General features: G+C 59.7%; 17 protein-coding genes, 2 rRNA genes and 1 pseudogene. 4 read left to right on the top strand and 16 right to left on the bottom strand.

Going from position 1 to position 25,244, the window contains the following annotated elements; translation table 11 throughout:
- Positions 1-45: 45 nt before the first annotated feature.
- The 6 genes from PPTH39_RS21930 to PPTH39_RS21905 all read right to left on the bottom strand — a co-directional run bounded on the left by PPTH39_RS21930 (position 46) and on the right by PPTH39_RS21905 (position 6,283).
- Positions 46-1,491: a SulP family inorganic anion transporter gene (locus tag PPTH39_RS21930; protein WP_095020642.1), complete on the bottom strand. Its 1,446-nt coding sequence runs from the start codon at positions 1,489-1,491 to the stop codon at positions 46-48.
- 199 nt (positions 1,492-1,690) lie between these two features.
- The gene (gene ggt / locus PPTH39_RS21925; RefSeq protein ID WP_130872467.1) at positions 1,691-3,358 is read right to left on the bottom strand and encodes a gamma-glutamyltransferase; all 1,668 of its coding nucleotides are present in this window, start codon (positions 3,356-3,358) and stop codon (positions 1,691-1,693) included.
- Positions 3,359-3,513: 155 nt separating this feature from the next.
- Positions 3,514-3,687 carry a hypothetical protein gene (locus PPTH39_RS21920; RefSeq protein WP_176465213.1) on the bottom strand — a complete coding sequence of 58 codons (174 nt, stop codon included), beginning with the start codon at positions 3,685-3,687 and terminating at the stop codon, positions 3,514-3,516.
- A 60-nt stretch (positions 3,688-3,747) separates the two neighbouring features.
- Positions 3,748-4,668, bottom strand: coding sequence for a LysR family transcriptional regulator (locus tag PPTH39_RS21915; protein ID WP_095002472.1), 921 nt, complete (start codon positions 4,666-4,668; stop codon positions 3,748-3,750).
- Between the two features lie 116 nt (positions 4,669-4,784).
- Complete coding sequence (gene mdaB / locus PPTH39_RS21910) at positions 4,785-5,375, bottom strand: NADPH:quinone oxidoreductase MdaB (protein ID WP_095002471.1); 591 nt, start codon at positions 5,373-5,375, stop codon at positions 4,785-4,787.
- Between the two features lie 143 nt (positions 5,376-5,518).
- Positions 5,519-6,283 carry a sulfite exporter TauE/SafE family protein gene (locus PPTH39_RS21905; protein WP_095002470.1) on the bottom strand — a complete coding sequence of 255 codons (765 nt, stop codon included), beginning with the start codon at positions 6,281-6,283 and terminating at the stop codon, positions 5,519-5,521.
- 180 nt (positions 6,284-6,463) lie between these two features.
- On the opposite strand from PPTH39_RS21905, the gene PPTH39_RS21900 reads away from it, so the two are divergent.
- The 3 genes from PPTH39_RS21900 (at position 6,464) to PPTH39_RS21890 (ending at position 9,368) form a co-directional block, all read left to right on the top strand.
- A complete protein-coding gene (locus PPTH39_RS21900; RefSeq protein WP_130872466.1) occupies positions 6,464-7,345 on the top strand; it encodes a LysR substrate-binding domain-containing protein in 882 nt (293 codons plus the stop codon).
- A gap of 137 nt (positions 7,346-7,482) precedes the next feature.
- Positions 7,483-8,886 (top strand): amino acid permease, encoded by a 1,404-nt coding sequence (locus tag PPTH39_RS21895; protein WP_130872465.1) that lies wholly within the window; start codon positions 7,483-7,485, stop codon positions 8,884-8,886.
- A 137-nt stretch (positions 8,887-9,023) separates the two neighbouring features.
- Complete coding sequence (locus tag PPTH39_RS21890; RefSeq protein WP_016783536.1) at positions 9,024-9,368, top strand: cupin domain-containing protein; 345 nt, start codon at positions 9,024-9,026, stop codon at positions 9,366-9,368.
- Positions 9,369-9,428: 60 nt separating this feature from the next.
- Here the strand turns inward: PPTH39_RS21890 and mmsB are convergent, their stop codons facing one another.
- Both mmsB and PPTH39_RS21880 read right to left on the bottom strand, forming a co-directional pair.
- Positions 9,429-10,316, bottom strand: coding sequence for a 3-hydroxyisobutyrate dehydrogenase (gene mmsB / locus PPTH39_RS21885; RefSeq protein WP_095002466.1), 888 nt, complete (start codon positions 10,314-10,316; stop codon positions 9,429-9,431).
- An 11-nt stretch (positions 10,317-10,327) separates the two neighbouring features.
- Positions 10,328-11,842, bottom strand: a complete 1,515-nt coding sequence (locus tag PPTH39_RS21880) for a CoA-acylating methylmalonate-semialdehyde dehydrogenase (RefSeq protein WP_095002465.1) — start codon at positions 11,840-11,842, stop codon at positions 10,328-10,330.
- A 114-nt stretch (positions 11,843-11,956) separates the two neighbouring features.
- On the opposite strand from PPTH39_RS21880, the gene PPTH39_RS21875 reads away from it, so the two are divergent.
- Positions 11,957-12,904 carry a LysR family transcriptional regulator gene (locus tag PPTH39_RS21875; RefSeq protein ID WP_095002464.1) on the top strand — a complete coding sequence of 316 codons (948 nt, stop codon included), beginning with the start codon at positions 11,957-11,959 and terminating at the stop codon, positions 12,902-12,904.
- 58 nt (positions 12,905-12,962) lie between these two features.
- Here PPTH39_RS21875 and PPTH39_RS21870 read toward each other — a convergent pair.
- The 8 genes and pseudogenes from PPTH39_RS21870 to PPTH39_RS21835 form a co-directional block, all read right to left on the bottom strand.
- Positions 12,963-13,465 (bottom strand): annotated as a pseudogene (locus PPTH39_RS21870) (OmpA family protein).
- A 7-nt stretch (positions 13,466-13,472) separates the two neighbouring features.
- Positions 13,473-14,744: a diguanylate cyclase DgcN/YfiN gene (locus PPTH39_RS21865; protein ID WP_095002462.1), complete on the bottom strand. Its 1,272-nt coding sequence runs from the start codon at positions 14,742-14,744 to the stop codon at positions 13,473-13,475.
- Positions 14,741-15,316, bottom strand: coding sequence for a regulatory sequestration protein YfiR (locus tag PPTH39_RS21860; RefSeq protein WP_095002461.1), 576 nt, complete (start codon positions 15,314-15,316; stop codon positions 14,741-14,743). Before PPTH39_RS21860 ends, PPTH39_RS21865 begins: the two co-directional genes overlap by 4 nt.
- A gap of 182 nt (positions 15,317-15,498) precedes the next feature.
- On the bottom strand, positions 15,499-17,583 hold the full coding sequence (gene recD, locus PPTH39_RS21855; RefSeq protein WP_130872464.1) for an exodeoxyribonuclease V subunit alpha: 2,085 nt from the start codon (positions 17,581-17,583) through the stop codon (positions 15,499-15,501).
- The gene (recB, locus tag PPTH39_RS21850; RefSeq protein ID WP_130872463.1) at positions 17,580-21,269 is read right to left on the bottom strand and encodes an exodeoxyribonuclease V subunit beta; all 3,690 of its coding nucleotides are present in this window, start codon (positions 21,267-21,269) and stop codon (positions 17,580-17,582) included. Before recB ends, recD begins: the two co-directional genes overlap by 4 nt.
- Entirely contained in the window at positions 21,269-24,718 is a 3,450-nt protein-coding gene (recC, locus tag PPTH39_RS21845) for an exodeoxyribonuclease V subunit gamma (protein ID WP_130872462.1), read from the bottom strand. Before recC ends, recB begins: the two co-directional genes overlap by 1 nt.
- Before the next feature lie 141 nt (positions 24,719-24,859).
- Positions 24,860-24,975 (bottom strand): 5S ribosomal RNA (gene rrf / locus PPTH39_RS21840).
- Between the two features lie 162 nt (positions 24,976-25,137).
- Positions 25,138-25,244, bottom strand: a 23S ribosomal RNA gene (locus PPTH39_RS21835); the annotation flags it as partial.

The following is a 25,244-nucleotide window of genomic DNA, read 5'->3' as shown; positions in this document are numbered from 1 at the left end:
TGTCCCCTCTCCCACCGGGAGAGGGGTAGTAAGGGGCTCCTGACCTTATTCGTGCTGAACCCGGGCGCGCTTGAGCAACTTCTTGCTGCGCTCGGACAGGTGCAGCACCCGCAGATGCTTGCCCGCTTTGCGATAACGCTCGCGCAGGGTGTCCAGTGCCGCAATGGCCGAGTAATCGACCAGGTTCAAATGACGACAATCGAGCGTCACCTGCGCCGGGTCATTACCCGGATCGAACTGTTTGAGAAACGTCGTAGTCGAGGCAAAAAACAGCGTGCCGTGCACACGGTAAAGCTTGCTGCCATCGCTCTGCAGATCCGCGTCGGCATACATCTGGCGCCCCTGCTGCCAGGCAAAATTGAGCGCAGCAATAACCACCCCGCACATCACCGCTACCGCCAGATCGGTAAACACGGTAATCACGGTCACCGCGACAATCACCAGCACATCGTTGAGCGGCACTTTGTTCAGTACTCGCAAAGAGGCCCAGGCAAAGGTCTGCTGCGACACCACAAACATCACCCCCACCAGAGCCGCCAGCGGAATGCGTTCAATAAATGGCGACAGGAACAACACAAACAGCAAAATCATCACACCGGCGGTCACGCCGGACAATCGCCCGCGCCCGCCGGAGCTGAGGTTAACCACGGTCTGGCCGATCATCGCGCACCCGCCCATGCCGCCGAATGCCCCCGACACCATATTCGCCGCCCCCAGCGCCACGCACTCGCGGTCCGGGTAGCCACGGCTTTCGGTGATTTCGTCGGTGAGGTTGAGGGTCAGCAGGGTTTCCAGCAAACCCACCACTGCCATCACGATCGCATAGGGCGCAATGATGCCCAGGGTCTCAAGGGTCCAGGGAATCTGCGGCAGGCTGAAGCTGGGCAAACCACCGGCGATATGCGCCATGTCACCCAGGGTGCGGGTTGGCAAACCCAGCAAGTACACCGCCAGCCCTACGCCCAAAATGGCCACCAGCGCAGGTGGCGCGGCGCGGGTCAGACGAGGCAACAGATAGACGACGGCCATGGTCACGGCCACCAGCCCGATCATCATGTACAACGCCATACCGCTGAGCCAGGTGTCGCCATCCTTGAAGTGATCCAGTTGCGCCATGGCAATCACGATTGCCAGGCCGTTGACGAAGCCCAGCATCACCGGGTGCGGCACCATGCGTACCAGCTTGCCGAGTTTGAACAAGCCGAACGCCAGCATGATCAACCCGCTCAGCAGCACCGTAGCCAACAGATACTGCACACCGTGTTGCACCACCAGGGCAACGATCACCACCGCCATCGACCCGGCAGCACCGGACACCATGCCCGGCCGGCCGCCAAACAGCGCGGTTAGGGTGCAAATGATGAACGCGCCATAGAGCCCCATCAAAGGGTTGAGATGGGCGACCAACGCGAACGCAATGCACTCGGGCAACAGGGCGAAAGACGTCGTGAGCCCGGCCAGGACATCAGCGCGCAGACGTGAGAGTTTCATGGTTTACCTAAAATTCGGGACGGGAAAAACGGAGGGAGTTACAGGCAACAGATGGTAGCAAATTGCAGGTGCTAAAAAGCAATTGTGGGAGCGGGCTTGCTCGCGATGGCAACAACTCGGTGAACCAGAATGGCCGAGGTGTCTGCATCGCGAGCAAGCCCGCTCCCACAAGAGTGATGCGTCTATGTGCGTTGCGGGCTTACTTCACCACCATCCCCACACCACGGCCACGCGGGTCGGAGGCGGTTTCAAGCTCAGTGCCTTTAACCCGGATGGCCTGAATATCCCCCATGTTCCAGCCCTGATCCTCCAGGGTGTAGCCCATCGCTTTCAGCTCCTGAGCCACCTTGCCGGTAAGTGGCGCATAGGCGTCAAAGTAGATCGTGTCTTTAGGCAGCAACTGGTGATGCACACGCTGTGCAGCTACGGCTTTTTCCAGCGGCAGGTCGTAGTCGTAGATATTGTTCAGCACCTGGAAAATCGAGGTAAAAATCCGTGAGCCACCCGGCGTGCCCAGCACCAGCGTAACCTGGCCATCGCGGGTTACCAGACTTGGACTCATGGAAGACAACATGCGCTTGCCCGGCTCGATAGCGTTGGCATTGCCGCCCACCACACCAAAAGCATTGGCCACCCCGGGCTTGGAGCTGAAGTCATCCATTTCATCGTTCAGCAAAAAGCCCGCGCCCTTAACCACAACACCACTGCCGTAATCCCAGTTCAGGGTGTAGGTATTGCTGACCGCATTACCCTGTTTATCGACGATGGAGAAGTGCGTGGTCTGATGGGGTTCCAGGCCCGGTTTGACGTTGGCAGTCGCAGAGATCGCTTTCGGGTTAACCTCTTTCGCACGCTTGGCGATATAGGCCGGATCGGTCAGCTCGGCCACAGGCATCTTCCCGAAGGCCGGGTCGCCGAGGTAGTCGGCACGGTCGGCGAACACACGTTTTTCGATTTCGGCCAGCAGGTGGATATAGGGCGCAGAGTTCAGCTCCACACCTTTGAAGTCCGCTGCGCGGTCCTCCTTGATACCGATCAACTGCGCCAGAGCAATACCGCCCGAGCTTGGCAGCGGCGCGGTGTACAGGGTGTTGCCACGAAAATCCACGCGCATCGGCTCACGCCAGCTGACCTTGTAGTCGTTGAGGTCTTGCTTGGTGATCAAGCCCTTGTCCTGCTGCATTTGCGCGACCAGCAGGTCGGCGGTCTTGCCGCGGTAGAACTCCTTGGCGCCCTGGTCGGCAATGCGCTCCAGGGTCACGGCCAGCTCTGGCTGTTTGAACGTTTGCCCGGGCTTCATGCTGCCAAAGTAGTCCGCGAAATTGGTAGTGCCCTTGAACAGCGCCAGTGCATCTTCGCGGTACTGAAATTGCTGATCGGCCACTTTAAAGCCGTTTTTCGCATACCCCACGGCCGGGGTCAGCAATTCGGCCCACGGCAATTTGCCAAAGCGTTGATGCGCTTCCCACAGCCCCATCACCGTGCCCGGCACGCCGGCAGCGCGGGAACCGACCAGGCTCAAGTTCTCGATGATGTCGCCTTTGTCGTCCAGGTACATATCGCGGCTGGCGGCTTTGGGGGCGGTTTCGCGATAGTCGAGGAAATAGGGTTTGCCATCGATGTACATCGTCATAAACCCGCCACCGCCGATATTGCCGGCTTCGGGGTAGGTCACGGCCAGGGTAAAGGCGGTGGCAACTGCGGCGTCGACGGCGTTGCCGCCTTTTTTGAGAATTTGTGCGGCCACTTCGGCGCCGTATTGATCGGGTGCGGCGACTGCGCCGCCGTCCAGGGTGACGGCATACGCCGAAGAGCTGGCCGCGATGGCAGCCGTCAGGGCCAGGGTTTTGAACCACACAATGCGCATTCGATACATCCTTTTATTGTTATCAACTGTGGCCGAACCTTGTCTGAATTCGGCGATATTTTCAAACAACAAACGTAAAAGTGCGCAATGACACACACCCTTGAGGGCAGCGCGGTTCTGCACCAAAACAGAACTGGTAGCAGCTGCCGAAGGCGTTATGTGCGCGTTTCGGTGATCAGTGCATCCACCAGACCACGGGCCAGCTCGACGCCGTGAATGACGCACCACAACTGCTCGGCCTCAAAACCGCTGAGGTGGGAACGGATGTCGTCGGCGGTCAGTTCTGCGCCCTTGAGCAACAGCGAGGCATGTTTGAGCGCCTCCTGCATCGGTACGCCGGGATATAAAGCGACGCAGTAGGTGCAGACGTTGCTTTATATGTAGGAACCTCACTCAAGCCCTGTGGGCTTGTCGCAGATCGCGTAGCTGGCCAGCTTGGCCTGGATAAAGTCCAGAAAGCACTGAATGCGCAGCGCCAGCTGCGAGTTGCGGTAATACACGGCATGGATCGGCTGGCGATAGCCGCTGTTGAACTCGCCCAGCACCACCTGCAGGCGCCCGGCGCTGATATCTTCGTGGGTCATAAAGTGCGACAGGCAGGCGATGCCCTGACCTTGCAACGCCAGATGACGTACGGTTTCACCGCTTGAGGCACTGATGGCAGGCTGAATGGGCCAGCGGTCGCCCTGGGCATAACGCAGCGGCCACTGGTTGAGGCCATCGTTCTGGGTAAAACCTATCAGGGTATGGTGGGCCAAATCCGCAACATTTGTGGGCATGCCGTGGGCGGCAATGTAGTCCGGGCTGGCGAGGATATTCAGCGGGCTGCACCCCAGGGAGCGGGCATGCAGGGTGGAGTCGGCCAGGGTGCCGATACGAATGGCAATATCGGTGCTTTGTTCAAGCAGGTCGATAATCAGATCGTTGCTGTTGAGTTCCAGCTGAATCTCGGGGTACAGGGCACGGAATTCAGGGATATACGGCACGATGGCATGTAGCACAAACGGCGCGGCGGCATTGATGCGCAAGCGCCCGGAGGGGGTACGCTGGTGCGAGATCAGGCGCTCTTCCAGCTCGTCCATTTGCTCAAGTATCAATTTGGCCCGTTCGAAAAAGAACTTGCCCTCCTCGGTCAGGTCCATGCGCCGCGTGGTGCGGTTGATCAGCGTGGTTTCAAGCTTGGCCTCCAGCCGTGACAGCGTACGGCTCACGGCCGAAGGCGTTTGCCCGGCCTGCTCGGCGGCGGCAGATATCGAGCCGCACTCGATCACCGAAACAAAGATTTGCAGCTCATCGGATCTGGCTTTCACGCGGTCGACCTTATCTACGTGTGGGAGCGGGCTTGCTCGCGATGGTATCACCGCGGTTCGTCATAACAACCGAGTTGCCTGCATCGCGAGCAAGCCCGCTCCCACCCCGGCGTCGCTTACGCCTTCAGGCCAAACACCTCGGCCAGGTGCTGCTCGTAACGGGCCGCATCAACGTCTGGCTGCGGACGTTTCATCACGTCAACACACAGGAAAGTCGGCAGGCCGGTCATGCCCAAAAATTCATTAGCCTTGTGGAACGGGAAGTACACCGCGTCCACGCCCTTGCCTTCAAAGAAGTCGGCCGGGTCATCGAACGCCTGCTGCGGTGCGTTCCAGGTCAGCGACAGCATGTACTGCTTGCCCTGAATCAGGCCGCCGCTGCCGTAGCGCTGCGAAGCGTCGGAACGGGTGCGGCCGTCACTGGCGTAAAGTTTACCGTGACCCTCGGTGAACACTTCATCCATGTACTTTTTAACGATCCACGGCGCGCCCATCCACCAGCCGGGCATTTGGTAGATGATTACGTCAGCCCAAAGAAATTTTTCCACTTCTTCGGCGATATCGTAGCCTTCGTCGATATGGGTCACTTTGACTTCAAAACCCTGACGATCAAAAAACGCCAGCGCAGTGTCGTGCATGGTCAGGTTGTAGCGACCATCGGAGTGGGCGAATTTTTTCGCACCGTTAAGCAAGAGTATTTTTTTCATCATCAGCCTCCAGGGGGTTAAACCCTCAGCGCTGTTGAGCGACAGGGGAGTTCAAAAACATGTCGGCAGAATATCGTTTCCCTCGCATGAGAAAAACCCGTGATGGGTCAAATCACCTTTGCCGCTACAGCACGAATCCATTGTTAATTGTTGATTAGCAAGTGAGTACCCAGCAGCGCCATGCCGATAAAAAACACCCGTTTAAACAGCAAGGCGCTGATGCGCTGGCGCAACCATTGCCCCAGCCACATGCCGAGCATGGCGGGCAAAAGCGCCAGCAATGAGGCATTGAGCTCGGCGCCAGCCAGGTTGCCACGCCAGTACAGCCCGGCGGCAAGGGCCAATGTGGAGACGCTGAAGGACAAACCCAAGGCCTGCACCAACTGGTTTTTGCTCAGGCCCAGGGCTTGCAGATAGGGCACGGCAGGGATAACAAACACCCCGGTAGCCGAGGTGATGACCCCGGTGATCAGCCCGCACACCGGGCCCAGCCAGGGTTCGCGCTGCGGGGCGATGCGCAGGGTGGGCAGGAACAACCCGCTGAGGGCATAAAGCAACAGGGCCGCGCCCAGCGCTCGTACCACCCAGCTACCGCCATCGATACTGAGCCACAGCATGCCTGACGCGGTGCCGATAAAAATCCCCAGCTGCATGGGCCACAGACGTTTGAGCAACCCCCGCAACTGGCCGCCGGCGGCCAGTTGCCAGGCGTTGGTCACGATGGACGGGATAATCAGCAGAGCCGCAGCCTGCGCCGGAGCAATAGCCAGCCCGAGCATACCCATGGCGACAGTCGGCAGGCCCAGGCCGATGACGCCCTTGACCGTACCGGCCAGCAAAAAGGTCACTATCACCAGCAGTGACAAGGCCCATCCCAGGTGTTGGTAAAACTCGACAAGTGTCTTCATGGGCCTATGCTGGGGCATGGGCCAGCGCCTGAAAATGCGCCATGCACAGAGTCTGCCTATCGCCTGACAATAGGCAGAACCCCTCACCCGTAGCAGCTGCCGAACGCAGCCTTCGGCAGCTGCTACAACAGCGGTTTGCGGCGCTATTTAGAATCTTTACAGGATCTTCAAGGACCTTTCATGCACTTCGACCTGGTTGACCTGCGTCTGTATTTGAATGTGCTGCAGGCAGGCAATATCACCGCCGGCGCCAGCCTCAGCCATCTATCGCTGCCTGCCGCCAGTGCGCGGATCCGGGCGATGGAAGCGTCCCTGGGCGTGGCGTTTTTGCAGCGCAGCCGTCGTGGCATCAGCCCTACCCCTGCCGGGCAAGCGCTGGCCCAACATGCCCGGTTACTGTTGCAGCAGGTGGAGCGCATGAACCACGACCTGAGCGAATACGCCCAGGGCTTCAAAGGCCGTATCCGCCTGCTGTGCAACACCGCCGCCCTCACCGAATACCTGCCCGAGCTGCTCGCCGACTTTGTACGCCAGCACCCTGCCATAAGCGTCGACCAGCAAGAACTCACCAGCCTGCGCATCACCCATGCCCTGCGCCTGGACGCCGCCGATATCGGTGTGATCTCCAACGCGGTAGACACCCGTGACCTGCAAACCCGGCCCTTTCGCGATGACCCGCTGGTACTGGTCATGCCCCTCGACCACCCGCTGGCCCACAGGCCCAGCCTCTCGTTCAGCGACACCCTGAGCCATGACTATGTCGGGTTGTCGGCCAGCAGCGCGCTGGCGGTGTACCTGGAAGAACAGGCACTGCATATGGGGTGTCGCATGCAGGTGCGTATCCGTGCCGAAGGCTTTGACGGGGTATTGCGCATGGTCGCTCGCGGCGCCGGGCTGGGGATTGTGCCCAGGGCCACCATCGAGCGCTGGCAGGCCCCGCGCACCTTTGAAGTGGTGAACTTGAGCGAGCCATGGGCTGATCGTAAATTGCTGCTGTGCGCCCGCTCGTTTGCGCAATTGCCCACCTATGCCATGGCATTGCTGGAAGCTTTGAGCTTGTAAGAATAGTCGCCGTTTACTGCCAGCCTGTATGCCTTGGTTTTTACCCAGAGTAATATCCGGGGCTTGCGACACCCGGGGCGCCTTTGCCCACGGGTACTTTTATCCAGTTTTGAGAATAACAACTCACAGGGCACCCGATGGCTGACGCTAATTCCCCCCCGGTCACACTCAAACGCGGTTTGAAAAACCGCCATATCCAGCTGATTGCCCTGGGCGGCGCTATCGGTACGGGCCTGTTTCTGGGGTCGGCGGGCGTGCTCAAGTCGGCCGGGCCGTCGATGATCCTGGGCTATGCGATCGCCGGCTTTATCGCGTTCCTGATCATGCGCCAACTCGGTGAAATGATCGTCGAAGAGCCAGTGGCCGGTTCCTTCAGCCACTTTGCCCACAAGTACTGGGGCGGTTATGCGGGGTTTCTGTCGGGCTGGAACTATTGGGTACTGTATGTGCTGGTGGGCATGGCCGAGCTGACGGCCGTGGGCAAGTACATCCAGTTCTGGTGGCCCGAGGTGCCAACCTGGGTCAGCGCCGTGGTGTTCTTTGTACTGGTCAACCTGATCAATACCCTGAACGTGAAAGTGTTCGGCGAAATGGAATTCTGGTTTGCCATTATCAAGGTGGTGGCGATTGTCGGCATGATCGTCCTGGGTTGCTACCTGCTGTTCAGCGGCACCGGCGGCCCTCAGGCGTCGATCAGCAACCTGTGGAGCCACGGCGGGTTCTTCCCCAATGGCGGCATGGGGCTACTGATGGCCATGGCCTTTATCATGTTTTCCTTCGGTGGCCTGGAGCTGGTGGGTATCACCGCGGCGGAAGCCAGCGAGCCGAAAAAGGTGATCCCCAAGGCCATCAACCAGGTGGTGTACCGGATCCTTATTTTCTACGTGGGCGCCCTGACCGTGCTGCTGGCACTGTACCCGTGGGACCAGTTACTGGTAACCCTGGGCGCCGGCGGCGATGCCTACGGCAGCAGCCCGTTTGTGCAGATCTTTGCCTTGATCGGCAGTGATACCGCCGCGCAAATCCTCAACTTTGTGGTACTGACTGCCGCGCTGTCGGTCTATAACAGCGGCGTGTACTGCAACAGCCGCATGCTGTTTGGCCTGGCCGAGCAGGGTGATGCCCCCAAAGCCCTGATGAAGCTGACCAAAAATGGCGTGCCGTTGCGTGCACTGGGCGTGTCGGCACTGGTGACGCTGTTGTGCGTGGTGGTCAACTATGTGGCCCCGCACAAGGCACTGGAGCTGCTGTTTGCCCTGGTGGTTGCCTCGCTGATGATCAACTGGGCACTGATCAGCCTCACCCATATCAAGTTCCGCAAGGCCATGGCCGTTCAGGGCATGACGCCTTCGTTCAAGGCATTCTGGTTCCCGTTCAGCAATATCCTGTGCCTGGTGTTTATGGCGGTGATTGTCTCGGTTATCTGGATGATCCCCGACGTTCGTGCGTCGGTGTATGCGATTCCGGTGTGGCTGCTGATCATCTACGGCTTCTATGTGCTGCGCCTGCGCACCGGTAAGGCTCTGGCCAACTCGCACTAAGCATTTGGCTGTTACAAAAAAGCCCCGGCACTGAAAACAGTGCCGGGGCTTTTGCGCATCTGGGGGTCGGAACCAGGCATCTGTCAGAGTATCGCTGCGGTTAGGGTGAGGTTCGATAACCCATCACCGGAGGTTTTATGTCTGCGCCAATCACCGTGCTTCGTGACACCCACCCCCTGCCCGTGCTCGATGCCTGCAAATGGGAAAAACTCGAGGGCGACCCCCATACCGTCAACCTCAACGCCTACACCAGCGAAGACGGCAGCAAGATCATGGGCACGTGGATTTGCACGCCCGGCAAGTGGTATGTGGAATATGTGAAGTGGGAATACTGCGATTTCCGTGAGGGCTATTGCATCATCACCCCAGAGGGCAAAGAACCGATCCATCTGCGGGCCGGGGATATCTTTGTGGTCGAGCCGGGCATGAAAGGCACATGGGAAGTGGTTGAAACCGTGCGCAAGTATTTCGTTTTTGCCTGAGTGAAACCACGCAAAAAACCCGGGAGCCCGCCCGACGCGGGCTCCCGGTAAAGCGACCAGTTACTGAGGTTTGCGATAGCTGTTGATGATGGCCGAGAAATCCTTGCCGCCTTCGCCGCGCAGGCTCATGGCCTGATACAGCTGTTGCGCCACGGCACCCATCACCACAGGCTGGTGGGCCTGACGTGCCGCCTCGGTGGCCAGCCCCAGATCCTTGAGCATCAGCTCGGCACCAAATCCACCGGTATAGCCGCGTGACGCAGGGGCGGTTTCAACGATGCCCGGCCACGGGTTGTACACCTCCGAGCTCCAGCAGCGCCCGGTGGAGCTGTTGATCACCCCGGCCAGTACTTCGCTGTCGATACCCAGTGCAGCCCCCAGGGCCATGGCCTCGCTGACGCCGACCATGGAGATCCCGAGCAGCAGGTTGTTGCAGATTTTAGCCACTTGGCCGGTGCCCACATCCCCGCAATGGACGATGTTGCGGCCCATTTGTTCGAGTACAGGGTGCAGGGTGTCGAACAGCGCCTGGGGAGCGCCGACCATAAAGGTCAGGGTGCCCGCCTGCGCGCCACCGGTGCCGCCGGACACCGGCGCATCGGCCATCTGCACGCCCTGTTTGGCGGCTGCAGCGGCGACATCGCGGGCGGTCTGCGGGTCGATGGTGCTGCAATCCACGGCGGGTACACCTGCGCCGATGCCAGCCAGCACGCCGTCCTCACCCAGCCACACGCTGCGCACATGGGCAGCAGCCGGGAGCATGGTGATCACCAGTTCGGTGCCTTGGGCGGCCTCCCGAGGCGAGGTGCTGATATGGCCACCCAGGGCGGCCAGCTCGGCGAGAATGCTTTGGTTCAGATCAAACAGGTTCAGCGAATGCCCGGCCTTGAGCAGGTTGCGCGCCATTGGTGCGCCCATGTTGCCCAGGCCGATAAATGCGATATTCATGCTGTGTGCCCTCAACGAAGATTGATGGTTGTGTTGACGCCATCATTCACGCTGTCATCGTCGAACCAGCGACTGGTGACGGTCTTGGTTTGAGTATAGAACTGCACCACTTGCTTGCCGTACGGGCCAAGATCACCGAGTTTCGAGCCACGGGAACCCGTGAAGCTGAAGAACGGCACCGGCACCGGGATCGGAATATTGATACCGACCTGGCCCACATCGATTTCAGTCTGGAACTTGCGCGCTGCAGCGCCGCTTTGGGTAAACAGGCCGGTGCCGTTGCCAAACGGGTTGGCGTTGACCAGTGCAATGGCCTGGTCGAGGGTATCGACCTCAATCACCACCAGCACCGGGCCGAAAATTTCCTGGGTATAGATTTGCATATCGGTGGTGACCCCGGAAAACAGGGTCGGACCGATAAAGTTGCCTTGTTCGAAACCCGGGACCTTGATGTTGCGGCCATCCAGTTCCAGCACTGCGCCTTCTTTGATGCCGCTTTCGATCAACCCCAGTACCCGCTCTTTAGCACGCCTGGAGATCACCGGACCTACATCCGTACCCGCCTCGCTGCCGGCGTTGACCTTGAGTTTTTGCGCCAGCGCCTTGAGATCCGGCAGCCATTTTTTCGCCGCCCCCACCAGTACCACCACCGAGGTAGCCATACAGCGTTGGCCGGCTGCGCCAAAGCCGGCACCGACCAGCGCGTTGAGGGTTTGCTCGCGGTTGGCATCGGCCAACACCACGGCGTGGTTTTTCGCGCCCATCATCGATTGCACGCGCTTGCCGTGACGGCCCGCCAGGTCATAAACGTGGGTACCGACGGCGGTTGAGCCAACGAACGAAACCGCTTTGATATCGGTGTGGGTGCACAGCGCATCCACCACATCCTTGCCGCCATGCACGACGTTGAGCACACCCGGCGGGACCCCGGCTTCCAGCGCCAGCTCGACCAGCATCAAGGTCGAGAGCGGGTCTTGCTCGGACGGTTTGAGAACGAAGGTGTTACCGCAGGCGATGGCCATCGGGAACATCCATAGCGGAATCATGGCCGGGAAATTGAACGGTGTGATCCCGGCGCAGACCCCGATAGGTTGGCGCAAGGTGTAGGTATCCACCCCGCCCGCAACGTTTTCAGCGAATTCACCCATCTGCAAGGTGCCGATGGAGCAAGCATGCTCGACCACTTCCAGGCCGCGGAAAATATCGCCCTCGGCGTCGGCAATGGTTTTACCCTGTTCGGCACTGAGCACAGTGGCGATGCGCTTGGAGTGCTCGCGAATCAGCGCCTGCAGCTTGAGCATGATGCGCATGCGCGCGCCAATGGGCGTCAGCTTCCAGGTCTGGAAAGCGCGCTGGGCGGCAGCGATGGCGGCGTTGACTTCAGCGGCAGTGGCAAACGGTACTTTGGCCAGCACTTGCTGAGTGGCGGGGTTGATGATGTCGTGCCACTCGGTGGTCTGCGACTCGACCCATTCGCCATCGATCAGCAGGCGGGCGTTTTGGTACGGGGTGGTAGAAACGTTCATGGAAGTCTCCGGCATTATTATTTTAAGTAGGGCTGTCCAGATTGGTCGCAGGACTGTTTTTGGAGTATAGGTGTGCGTTCTTCTAATAAGAACGCACATAAAAGCCGATCAAACATGCAAAAAAACATCACATCGTTAAGCGCATTGAACTGGGACGACCTGAAGTTTTTTCTCGAGGTGGCCCGTACCCGTAAAGCCAGCACTGCGGCCAAACGGCTGGCGGTGGACTACACCACCGTATCGCGACGCATCAGTTCGCTGGAGGCTGCCCTCGGCACACTGCTGTTTGAAAAATCGCGCACCAACGGCTTCACCCTGACCAACGAGGGCCAGCGCTTGCTGGGCTATGCCGAGGCCATCGAAAGTACCCTGCATATGGCCTGCGAGCAGGTGTCGGGGTCGGGGGTGGCGTTGTCCGGGCATGTGCGCATGGGTTGCACGGAGGGGTTCGGGAGCTTTTTTATCACCCCTCAGCTCAGCCATTTTGTCGACGCCTACCCGGCCATTTCAGTGGATATCCTGCCCCTGCCGCACTTCATCAGCCTGTCCAAGCGCGAGGCGGATATCGTGATCGCGCTGGAGCGTCCGGAACACGGGCCCTATGTGTGCTGCAAGCTATGCGACTACCGCTTGCAGCTGTATGCCACCCAGGAGTATCTGGACCAGCACCCGCCTATCAACCGGGCGGCGGATTTGGCCGAGCACACTTTTATTAGCTATGTGGACGATCTGGCGTTCAGTTCGGAGCTGCTGTACCTGGCCAACGTGCTGCCTGGCGCCAGCGCCAACCTGCGCAGCACCAGCGTGATTGCGCAATTCGTGGCAGCGCAGCAGGGCCGCTCGCTGGCGATTTTGCCGTGCTTTCTGGCCGCCCAGGACCCGCGTTTGCTGCCGGTATTGCCGGGCGAGGTCACCCTGACACGGCAGTTCTGGATGTACTGCCGCGAAGATCTGAGGAAGTTGAAACGCATCACCCTGCTATGGGATTACATCCGCGAAGTGACGGAACTGAATGCACCGCTGTTGCTGGGCGAGACCCGGGGCATGAGGTTTGTGGACTGACCACACCGGCCCGTAGCAGCTGCCGAAGGAACGAGGCAGCTGCTACGGACCCGGCTTATCAGTCGGCAATCACCACAATCGACACACGGCGGTTTTCCGTACGCCCGGCCCGGGTGTTGTTGCTGGCTACCGGCTCGCGACTACCCAACCCACGGACCTGGATATTCTCAGGGCGCATGCCAACTTTGGTCAGGGCCTTGACCACGCTGTTGGCGCGGCGTACCGACAGTTGCTCGTTGTAGGACTCCTTGCCCGAAGAGTCGGTGTGACCATCCACCCGCACCCGCTGGATATCGGCACCCAGCAAGGCCGTGCCGATACGCTCAACGATTTCCTGGCTCTGTGGGTTAAGCACTTCAAGGTCGCTGCCAAACAGCACTTTGCCCGAAAGACCAAATGCCCAGCCCTCCTCGGTCAACTCAAAGCCTGTTCCTTGAGGACCGCAATCTGCGCCGGGGTCAGACCCTTTGGCGGGGGAGTCTGGCAACCGGTCAACGACAACGTGGCCAACAACAAGGCAACGCTGAAAAACTGCAGATAACGCTGGGTCAATGCACGCATTTTTGAGTTAGCTCCTGATATTTACGGTGTTTGCGGGGTGCTCCGACTCCGCTACATGTTGCCCGCCTCGGGCGAGGCGCTTGGCCTGGTACATCGCCGAGTCCGCTGCACAGAGCAGTTCCTGGGCGCTTGCACCATGTTCGGGGTAGACGGCAATGCCGATACTCAGCGATGTCACGACGCTCACCTGCCCCGGCAGTTCGATGGCCTCAAGCATGCTGGCAATGATCTTCTCGGCAATGCGCTGGGCATCTTCTATTTTGTGCAGCGGAGTCAGCAAGATCGCAAATTCGTCACCGCCCAGGCGCGCCACTACGTCGTCTTCACGCAGTTGCGCACGAATGCGCGTTGCTACCGCTACCAGCACCGCATCACCGGCGGCATGGCCGTAGGCATCATTGATGCCCTTGAAGCGGTCACTGTCGAGAAACAGCACCGCAGCCTTATCCCGCGTTTTATTGAGCGAGCGCAGAGTGCGCGTCAACCGGGCTTCAAAGTAGGCGCGGTTAGGCAGGTTGGTGAGCGAATCGTGGCTGGCCTGATGGGCCAGGGCCTCATTTTCGTTTTGCAGATGGCTTTGCCATGACTCCAGCTCGTCGAGCAGGGCATTGAAGTCGTTGCCCAGACTATCGAGCTCGGCAATATGCGCGGGCGGTACGCGACGATCGAACGCACGTTCACGACGGGCAGCGTGGGCCACTTGCGCCAGCTGCTGCAAAGGCCCGGTAATGCCATCCAGCAGCCGGCGCGACAGGTACAGCGCACTCCAGGCACTGAGCGCGGTACACACCAGCACGCCAAGCAAGCCGCTAAGCAAAAAACGCAGCATATTGGCGCCATGCCCGCGCAGAACGACCCGGCCAACCTCCTGGCCCTGATGCAAAATCGGCATGCTGATCGGCTGCTGCAGCAAGCCATCGGCCAACAGCATTTCGACCCTGGACAGCAGATCGGTTTGCGGACGCTGCCATTGCGCGAGCAGTTCACCCTCGGCGGTATACACCTGAGCCTCGGCGACCGCTTCGGTGGAAGCAATCAAGGCCAGGGCCTCGGTTGCTGCCCCGGGGTCGTCAAACACCACGGCCGCTTCCACGGTGTAGTTGATGGAGCGGGCAATCAGGTGCAGGTTGTGATCGGCATAGACCTTGAGCGCCAGCACGCCCAGCAGGGTCATGGAGGCGCTGGCCAGTGTCACCGCAACCAGTGCCACGCCAAGATGCCCACGGCGCAACACCGAACGCAGCCGGCGACGTCGTTGCGGCGCATTCAACCCGCTCATGGCTGCGCCGCCCGACGGCGTGACAGTTGCAACACGCTGGGGTGAATACGTACACCGCTGCGGGCGACGGAGTCGAGGTTGACCTCGAACGACACTTGCTCATCACGCACATGCAGGCAAAACAGGCTACCCACGGTGCATTGGTCACCGTCTTCGCTGATGCTCAGCACCGCCTTGGTGTTGAGGCTGCTAAACAGGCGACTGCGCTCGTCGGCGCTCAGCTTGCCCAGGTATACCGCGTTGCAACTGCTGGCGATGCCGGGGTCACTCGCCAGCACGCGACGCACCTGCACCGGTCGGCCAGTAGACTGGGTCGCGCCCTTGAGCAGGTCATCGGTGTATTCGGTGGGGCCGATCACGCACAACTGCAGTTGTGCCGGCTCTGTGGGCCAGCGCGCATAACTGAGGATGCCTAGCACAACCTGGGTCACGGCCTTGGCGCGCTGATCCGCCAGGTTGATGGGCGTTTGAGCCTGAACCAGACAAGGAGTGCTCAGCAGTAACAGGCAAAAGGAAATCAGCCGTAGCCGCCATCCAAAGTGCTGTTCTGTCGATGAGACAGCCACATCCATGCGGGATTTCTCTGAGATCTTTATGGGAATAGTGTCGTAACGATAGCACGACAACCGTATTAACTGTGATACAGGTCACATTGGACGCGCCATTTCTTGTGGGAGCGGGCTTGCTCGCGATGGCATCACCCAAGTTTGCCAGCTCCCATAAAAAAGTACCCCGATCAGGATCAAGACTTCGGCTATCCCAGCCCCAGCATCAACCCGCTCAGGCGCTTGACCTTGCGCTGTACGGCCTCCTCAAAAACTCCCGCTCGCGGCTCTATCAGACTGAACCAGTGCTTGGCCCGGGTGATACCGGTATAGATCAGTTCTTTCGTCAACACCGGGTTGAGCGCTTCGGGCAGCACCAACGCCGTATGGGAAAACTCCGAGCCCTGGGATTTATGTACGGTCATGGCATAGACCGTCTCGACATCATTGAGCCGGCTTGGCAGTACAAAACGGATGCCGCCCTGCCCGTCGTTACGCGCGAAAGCCACCCGCAATACATGACGCCGGGCCTGACCATCACCCTCGGGAAGTGTGAGGGCGATGCCAATATCGCCGTTCATCAGGCCCAGTCCGTAATCATTGCGGGTCATCAGCACCGGGCGGCCTTCGTACCAATGCCGGTCGCCATCAATCAGCTTGCGGGCAAACAGGGCGCCGGTGATACGCTCATTCAGGCCCTCCACGCCCCACGGTCCCTTGCGCACGGCGCAGAGCACCTGAAAGGCCTCGAACGCCTGCAGCACGTTACCCGCCCATACCGCCCAACACGGGTCTTCAAGACCGCTCTCGGTGTCTGGTCGCTGATCGCGCAAAACCTCCAGGTAGTGCCGATAGCCTTTAGCCTCTGTCCCCCGCCCTTCCAGCGCCAGACGTTCAAATGCGCGATCCTGCTCACCCTTGAGGGGCAACGCAAAGAGGTCGGCATGGCTGCCTGCCGCCAGCAAGGCTCGCGCTTCGCGGGGCAGTTGCTGGTTGACCAGACGCGACAGCTGGCCAATACCGCTGCCCTCACCAAAGCGCCGCGAGTGGCGCAGCATCACTACCTGCTGCGCCAGCGGGTGCGTACTGTCCAGGTCTTGCTGCAAACCACTGGCACTGAGATTTTCGCCGCTGACCTGCTCCAGCCAGTTACGGGTTTGCGGGGTATACCAGCCCGCTTCGGCGTCGCGGCACAAATCACCCAGCACGGCACCGGCTTCAACCGATGCCAACTGGTCCTTGTCACCCAGCAGCACCAGCCGCGCATGAGCAGGTAGGGCATCGAGCAAATTGGCCATCATTTCCAGATCGATCATCGACGCCTCATCAACCACCAGCACGTCCAGCGGCAGGCGATTGCCCGCATGATGGCGGAAATGCCGCGTACCGGGGCGGCTGCCGAGCAGCCGATGAACAGTGGTCACGTCGCTGGGGATTTTTTGCCGGACCTTGTCGTCCACTTCCAGGGATTTGACTTGCAGGCTGATCGACTCTGTCAGGCGCGCAGCCGCCTTGCCGGTCGGTGCCGCCAGGCGAATGCGCAAAGGCGTGCCCGCCTCTACCGCCGGTGCTTGCAACAACGCCAGCAAACGCACCACGGTGGTGGTCTTACCGGTGCCGGGGCCACCGGTGACAATGCTGAAAGCTCCCCGCGTGGCCAGGGCGCAGGCCAGTTTTTGCCAGTCAATCGGCGCATCCTGTGCAGGTCTGCCAAACAAACCGTCAAGGCGCGTAGGCAAATCCGCCGGTGTCGCTTCAGCCATCGCCAGACGTTGGCGCAAGGCACCGTCGATTCGACGTTCATAGGCCCAATAGCGACGCAAATACAGACGCCGCTCACTCAATACCAAGGGTCGGCTGGCCGCATCCGCAGACGACCAGCCCGCGTGTTCAACCAGCGGGCTGGTTTGCAGGGCCTTGCACCAGGCCTCGCCGTCCAGGGCCTCAAGCAGTTGCGAAGGCAGCAGCATGGCGCCGGTTTGCACATCACCTTCGGGGGGTAAAGAAAGTGCAAAGTCCGGCTCTTTCAGGGTTTCAAACAAATCCAGGCACACATGACCGTGGCCCAGTTGATGGCTGGTCAGGGCCGCCGCCAGCAACACCAGGGGGTCGCCCTGCGGATCGCGCTCATGCAGGAACGCGACGAAGGCCTTATCCAGAGCGCGCAACCAGCCGCGCTCGACCCAGCGTTCAAGTAACAACAGCAAATCCTCGGCCCGGCCCAGCGGTTGAAGCAGGGCCAGGCTTTCGGCCGTCAATGGCGTAGGCAACAGTTCGGCAAACGAACGACTCATAACAACACTCCCTGTTCCCACGCCGGTTCAGCTGTTTTCGGCAGCGGTTTGCCCTGGAACATCAGGTCCAGACTTTCGATCAATAGTCTGGGCGGGCGGGTGAAAAACACGCCCTGTCCCTGGGCGCGGGTACCACGCAAAAACAGATACAGTGCGCCGCCCATATGCTGGTCGTAGTCATAGCCGGGCAATCGAGCCTTGAGCTGACGATGCAAAGCCAACAAATACAGGACATATTGCAGGTCGTAGCGGTTGTCCAGAATGGAGGCGGTCATCGCCTGCTCGGTGTAGGCCGAATCATCGGTACCCAGCCAGTTGGATTTGTAGTCCGCCACGTAATAACGCCCCTGGTGCTCGAAGGTCAGATCGATAAAGCCCTTGAACATGCCGTTGAGCAGGCTCGGCTCGGCCCCCGCCCGCGCGGCGCCACCGTGGGTATGCTGACGCACCAGTGTGTCCATCTGCACAACATCGACCTTGTGGCTGGCAAACCAGAATTCCATTTCAATCTGGTACTGGCTCAACTCACTCAAGACCACAGCGGGCTGACCATTATTCAGACGCAGCGGTTCATCTTGCAGATGCTGCAGCCAGTCACTCAAGGTTTCGATCCAGCCTTGCCAGCCACGCCGGTTGCAGCGCCGTGCTACAGCGTCCTTGATCGCTTCGGGGTCGGCCTTGAAGCCTTCGCTGCCCGCCCACTCAAGCAGGCCATGGAGAAAAGTCCCGGGATTTGGCCCACGGGGGAAGCGGTGAATATCACCCCCACTGAGCAACACTTCACGCGGTGCCTCAGGGTCGAGGCGCTCATCATCCGAGAGCTTTTGCGCCAAGGCACTTTCAGGTGCTTCGGCCGGGCTGAGGCTGTCACCAATGCGCAGTGCGCTATAGGAAGCGATCCACCAGTTTTCAGCGGCGCGGCGGCCCGGGATCAGCGGCTCAAGCAAGGTTGCCTGGTTGAGCGGTGGATAAAAATGCGCCGCGTCAGCAGCTGGAACGGGTTCGCACTGCAAGGCGTCGCAACCTTGCTGCACCTCGGCCAACCAGCTCTGCAAGCCCGCCGACTCGGCCAGCATGGCACCACCACCCAGCAAATAACCCAGGGCGCAGAGGTGCAAGACCGAGCGATTGCTATTGCCGCGCTTGAGGTCGGCAACCCCCAGCCAACACGCATGCCGGGCACGGGTCAGGGCTACGTACAGCAAGCGCAGGTCTTCGGCCAGACGCTCGTCATCGGCCTGGGCAATCAGCTCTGGCGTCGGTTTCAAACTGACCTGGGCGTTGCCCGCAGCATCGTGGAAGTGCAGCGGCAGACGACTGCCATCCACCGGTTTTGCGGAGCAGATAAACGGCAAAAACACCAACGGGTACTCCAGCCCCTTGGACTTGTGGATAGTCACCACCTTGACCAGTTGCTCGTCACTTTCCAGGCGCAGGATCTGTTCTTCACCCGCCTGGCCGGACAAGGCCAGGTGCTCGGCCAGATGACGGATAAGCGCCTGCTCACCGTCCAGCTCGGCTGCGGCTTGCTGCAACAATTCGGACAAGTGCAAGACGTTGGTCAGAACGCGCTCGCCATCGGGGCGGGCAATCAGGGCCTGGGGCAGTTCAAAGTCATGCAGCAGACGACGCAACATGGCGAGTACCCCTTGCTTGCGCCAGGTTTCGCGGTAACCGCGGAACTGCATAACACGTCTTTCCCAGGCCAGTTCGTCCTGGTTCAGACGCTCCAGCTCAACCAGCGGCAAGTCCAGGGTGATACAGGCCAATGCGGCACGCAGTGGGCGCTCGACGTCAGGCTCGGCGCAGGCCTTGAGCCAGGCCAGCACATCATGTGCTTCCTGCGCGGCGTACACCGAATCCTTATCCGACAGGTAAACGCTTCGCACACCACGGCTCGATAATTCTCTCCGCACGGCCTGAGCTTCCTTGCCGTCACGCACGAGAATCGCGATGTCGGCAGGTAATACGCCACGCAGCGCTTCGCCGTCCTTGATAAAACCGCAGCGCCCTTGCTGGCCACCATTAAGCAGCTCGACAATCTGGCTGGCACAGGCGGCCGCCAGATACTGACGATACACAGCACCCGACAGCGGTTGCTCGGAGGGCAATTGCCAGAGCGTCAGGGCGCTGACAGGCTGGCCATCAAGCTGCAGGACTTCCTTACGCCCCTGGGATTTAACCGAAACAAAGGGCACGGGGTTTTCTGAACCCTCGCGGAACAAAAATGCCCCACGTCCGCTATCGCGCAGCTCCGCCCGCTCAAAGACATGATTGACGGCCTTGACCATGGCGTGACTGGAGCGGAAGTTGGTATCCAGCGTGTGCAAGCGCCCTGCAGTCGCCTGACGTGCGCGCAAGTAGGTGTAGATATCCGCCCCGCGAAAGGCATAGATAGCCTGTTTCGGGTCGCCAATCAAAAACAGCCCGGTGTCTGGGCAATTGTCTTCAATCCGGTAGATGGTCTCGAAGATACGGTACTGCACGGGGTCGGTGTCCTGGAACTCATCGATCAGCGCCACGGGGAACTGTTCACGAATCAGGGTCGCCAGGCGATCACCGCCATCGGCCTGCAATGCCGAGTCCAGGCGCAGTAGCATATCGTCGAAACCCATTTCGGCACGGCGGCGTTTTTCTTCTTCAAAACGCACACTCACCCAGTGCGCCGCATGCTGCAGCACGGCGGCGTCCGGGCTCGGCAAGGCATCGAGCGCGGCCTTGAGGCCGGGCATGGCATCCAGGCCCGGATGCTGCGGGGCAACGCCTTTCCAGGCTTCGGCCATACCGTCGGGAGTCAGACGCGTGAAGCCGGTACCCAGATCAAGCTGTTCCTGATCTTCGTCAGCCGCCCAGGCGCTGAGCTTTTCAAACCAGGGTTCAAAATAACGGGCCTGCATTTTACGACCGTCGACCGTTTTGCTGGCCACGCCCTGCAGGCAGATCTCACGCAGCTCTTGAGCCCATTGCAACCAGGGGGCTTTAAGCTGCACCAATGCCTGGCGGCGCTCCAGCAAGCAGGCTTCGATCATTTGTGCAGGCGTTTGTTCAGCGTTGGCTGGCTGGCGCGAGCTACCAAACAACGCTCGCACGCGCGGCATCAAGGCGGCGGGGCCGCTCCAGTTGGCACGCACCCAGTTCAGCGCGTCGCCGTGCATGGGGTAGCAAAACAGCCGCCAGTAATCGCGCAGCACTTCGCCCAGCAAGTCGCTGTGATCGGTTTCCAGGGTCTGGGTAAACAGGCTGCCGCTATCGAAAGCGTGCTCGCGCAACATGCGCTGGCACCAACCGTGAATGGTCGAGACCGCAGCCTCGTCCATCCATTGGGCGGCGATATCCAGACGCCCGGCGCAAGCAGCCCACTGCTCGGGAGCAAACTGGTCACGCAGTTCTTCGACCAAGGCATCCGGCGCGTCGATCTCGCCACGAAAATAGCGTGCGGCTTCTGCCAGGCGGGTACGGATGCGGTCGCGCAGTTCTTTGGTGGCAGCATCAGTAAAGGTCACCACGAGAATTTGCGGTGGTAATAGCTCACGGCCAAAACCCGATTCTACGCCGCCATGCCCCAAAATCAGGCGCAGGTAGAGTGCCGAGATCGTGAAGGTTTTACCGGTGCCTGCACTGGCCTCGATCAATTGGCTACCGCGCAGGGGAAATGCCAGGGCCAGCGGTAATTTTTGCTCGCTCATTAGCGGGATGCCTCGCTGTTTAATGAGCGCCAGGGCGCATCAAAAAGGGGTCGATAGAGGGCATCGCACCACTCTTCGAATTCGTCGCCAGCCATCAAGGCCGCATAGTCAGGAAACTGCCGGGCCAGGGCGGCGCTTTCACGGCGCTCGCCGTCACTGGTTTGGCCATCACCCTCATAGGCTTTTTGCGCCGCCGCATCGGCCTTGGCCGGATCTGTCTGGGCCAGCCAGGCAAAAGCAGTTTTTACCGCGAGAGGCAGCGGGTGGCTCATCCCGACTTTCCAGGCAGTGAGCAAGTTGCCAAGAATCTCCCGGGCCTGCCTGGTGTCCAGAGGTTCGAGCAGCAAGGTGTCATCACTGGCCACCAGGGCGGTCGTCATCTGCAGGCCACAGGCGCAGGCTGCCAGATGGTTTACCCATGGCCGGGTCAAACGGTGCCATTTCCGGGTTTTGATCGCACCAATGCTATTAGGAATAGTGGTTACAGACAGTAAGCCCTTGTCGCTACGCTGATGCAGATTGCCGAGCCAGCCTTCCAGCGTCAGACCTTGATCCTCAAAACTGACAGGCAACGCGCTGTTTAGCGGTGTAGGCCAAAGAGCCAGCAGTTGCTGATAGCGCTGTAGTACATCTGGTAATGGCTCGATTAATTCGTGTTGCAGGCACTCTCCAAACCCGGCCATGGGCAGCAAGCCGCTGCCTTGCAGGCGCTGGGCACGAGTATGCAAGGCGCTTTCCAGTTGATCCGGCTGCGCCAGTGCAGCTTCAAGCAGGCTGTCGCTCAAGGTGTAGCGCTGCAATGCGTCGAGTACGAAAGGTTCTTCATCGGCCAAAGGTACTTCCGCTGCCTCAAAGAATACTTTCAGGCGCTGACTAAAGAAGTGGCGCACTGGGTTTCGCAAAAAATCCTGTAACTGCGTCAGGTTCAGTGGTTCTTCCTGGATATGCGCGCCAAGCGTGCCGGGGCCAACGGGCTCCGGTTGTGGCGCATGCAAGCGCTGCCATTCACGCGCATAGCTGAACAGGTTAGGGTTGCCTTCATGAAAGTAACGAGTGCTAAAGGGTTGCAGTGGGTGCTCTTGGGTCATGGCCTCAAGCAGGTCGCCGCCCCCTTGCAGATGCCAACCACTGGCAAGGTGGTCACGCAGCTGGCCAATCAGGACACAGGCCGGACGCTCGCTGTTGTCGCGAATACTGCGCCCTACCCAGCTGATATAAAGCTGATCACGAGCCGAAAGCAGCGCTTCAAGAAGCAGGTAACGGTCATCTTCGCGGCGCGAACGATCGCCCGGGCGGTAATCGCTGCCCATCAGATCGAAGTCCAGCGGCGGCTGGGCTCGCGGGTAGTCGCCGTCGTTCATGCCCAGCAGGCATACCAGCTTGAAGGGGATGGCCCGCATCGGCATCAGGGTGCAGAAGTTGACCGCCCCGGCCAGGAAACGTTGTGACAACTTGCCCTGGTCAAGCCCGGTAAGCCAGGCCTCGCGTACTACGGTCAGCGGTAACTCATCCTGCAGACCAACCAGTTCACAGGTTTCGAGCCAGGTTTCGCGCAGCTCTTCAAGCTGGGCCAACAGGTAGTCGTCGTGCTCTGTTTCGGCCTGGAAAAACAGCTGCACCAAAGCCTGCAGGCGCTCGCCCCAGAGCTGCGGCAATGCCGGTTGCGAGAGCTCCTGATGAGCGATTTCCAACGCATCGAGCAAAGCTACCAGCGGGCCGATCAGTACGGCATCCAGCCCCCCGATCTCATCGTAGGGCTCAATACCGTCGCAGGCCTCACCACTGCCTACGGCATATCCGAGCAACATGCGGCGCAAACCAAAACGCCAACTGTTTTGCTCCAGTTGCTCGGGCAAACCAAGACCGGCACGCTGCTGCGCATTCAACCCCCAGCGAATGCCAGCGCCTTCAATCCAGCGATGCAAGGTTGGCAAGTCGCGCTCTTGCACCTTGAAGCGGGCGCGCAGTGATGGCACGTCGAGCAAATCCAGGATTTCACTGACGGGGAAACGGCTGTCAGGCAATTTAAGCAAGTGTTCGAGAGCGATCAGCAATGGATCACGACCACGCTGCCCCTGGTCGGCCAGGGTGTAGGGAATAAAGCGCCGATCATCACGTTCGATTTGCCCAAAAACAGCACGGATATGCGGCGCGTAACTGTCCACATCCGGCACCATCACAATCACATCACGTGGCTGCAACTGAGGGTTCTCGCTGAAACGTGCGAGCAACTGGTCGTGCAGGATCTCGACTTCACGTTGCGCACTATGCGCAACATGGAAGCGTATTGAGCGATCCTGTGCCAGACCGATGGCGGGCCATAGCTCCCGGGTTTCGTTGAGCGGGCGCAGCTCAAGAATATCGTCCTGCAACTGGTTGAGCAGGTTAAGCGGTTCAACTTCGCTGAACAGGTCGATACGGCCATCGCGAAAAGCTGCGCGATAACTGTTGGGCTCGTCGTAGCTGTCGAGCAGGTTGATATAGTCACGGCCTTGTTTACCCCAGGCAGCCAGCAAGGGATGGGCATGCTGATGCAGGGTATCCAGATCAAGTGCTGTAGGCATGCCGCTTTTGCGGGCCTGACGTTTGTACTGATGACGCAGCAGATCTTTATCGGCAACGATGTCAGACCAATGATGGCGGCAAGGGTTGTGCACACACAACAATACCTGGCTGAAGCGGGCGAGCCCGGCCAGGGCTTCAAGTGCCTGAGCAGGCAGTGACGAGATGCCAAAAACGATCACCCGCGCGGGCAAGCCGGGCGGGGCTTGCTCGAGGCTGTTGATCTTGTCCATAAAACGCTGATGAACGCCGGCACGGCTCTGTGACATGCCCTCTTCACCTACATCGAGCAGAAGCGCACGCCACAACTCAGCCTGCCAGCAGTTAGCCGGGCTCAGGGCCGGGCTTTCGCCCCGGGCGTTACGCAATTGATGGCGACCTGCGGCCCAGTCCTCAAGCCAGTCGGCGCGATATACCTGATATTGGTCGAACAGGTCGGCAAGACGCTCAGACAGCTGATAGCGCTTGCGCAGATCGGTGTCGTGAGTCAGGAAGCGCTGCAGGGGTTCGAAGTGCGGCTGATCGATAAGGGCAGGCAGCAGGCGCATCAGACGCCAGGTCAGCGGGGCTTTATCGAGCAATGACTTGGCGGGGATTTCTTCACTGCCCAGTACCAGCCGATAGAGCTGCCACAAAAAACTGCCGGGCAACTGCACGTCCACGGCTGCAGCAATACCGCAGCCGCCGAGGTCGTCGTCGCGGGCATCTTCGGCAAGAGCCAGCTTTAACCATTGGGCGATGCCGTTACTCTGCACCAGAGCAATTTCGTTCTCCAGAGGAGCCAGCGGGTAAAGGCGCATCCAGCTGACAACCAGGCTGCGTAACTCATCGAGGCGGTTGCCATGAACCACCATAAAACCCGCATTGAGAGGCGTAGCAACCGACATGACGGCATCCTTAGGAGAAAGCGAAATCCAAAGGCGAACCTTAACATTGCTCGGCAATGGAGGCTTGAAGCTGCGGCTGTTTTTCTGCGCACAAAAACAAACCCCCTGTCTGCGTTAGCAGACAGGGGGTTTGGAATTTAATCTTGACGATGACCTACTCTCACATGGGGAAACCCCACACTACCATCGGCGATGCATCGTTTCACTACTGAGTTCGGGATGGGATCAGGTGGTTCCAATGCTCTATGGTCGTCAAGAAATTCGGTAGCCAGGTCGTTTACCTTTCGGTTCACGCTCCAGCGAATGGGTATGTAATAGATGTGGTGTTTTGTGAACCGCAAACTTTCGGTCTGTATCGTCTTCACACACCGCAACTTGCATGCTCTTGTGTTCAAGGGCGCAAATTGCTTGGGTGTTATATGGTCAAGCCTCACGGGCAATTAGTATTGGTTAGCTCAACGCCTCACAGCGCTTACACACCCAACCTATCAACGTCGTAGTCTTCGACGGCCCTTTAGGGAACTCA

This window comes from Pseudomonas bubulae (assembly GCF_900618535.1).
GTDB lineage: Bacteria > Pseudomonadota > Gammaproteobacteria > Pseudomonadales > Pseudomonadaceae > Aquipseudomonas > Aquipseudomonas bubulae.
This window is presented reverse-complemented; position numbering and strand designations above follow the sequence as displayed.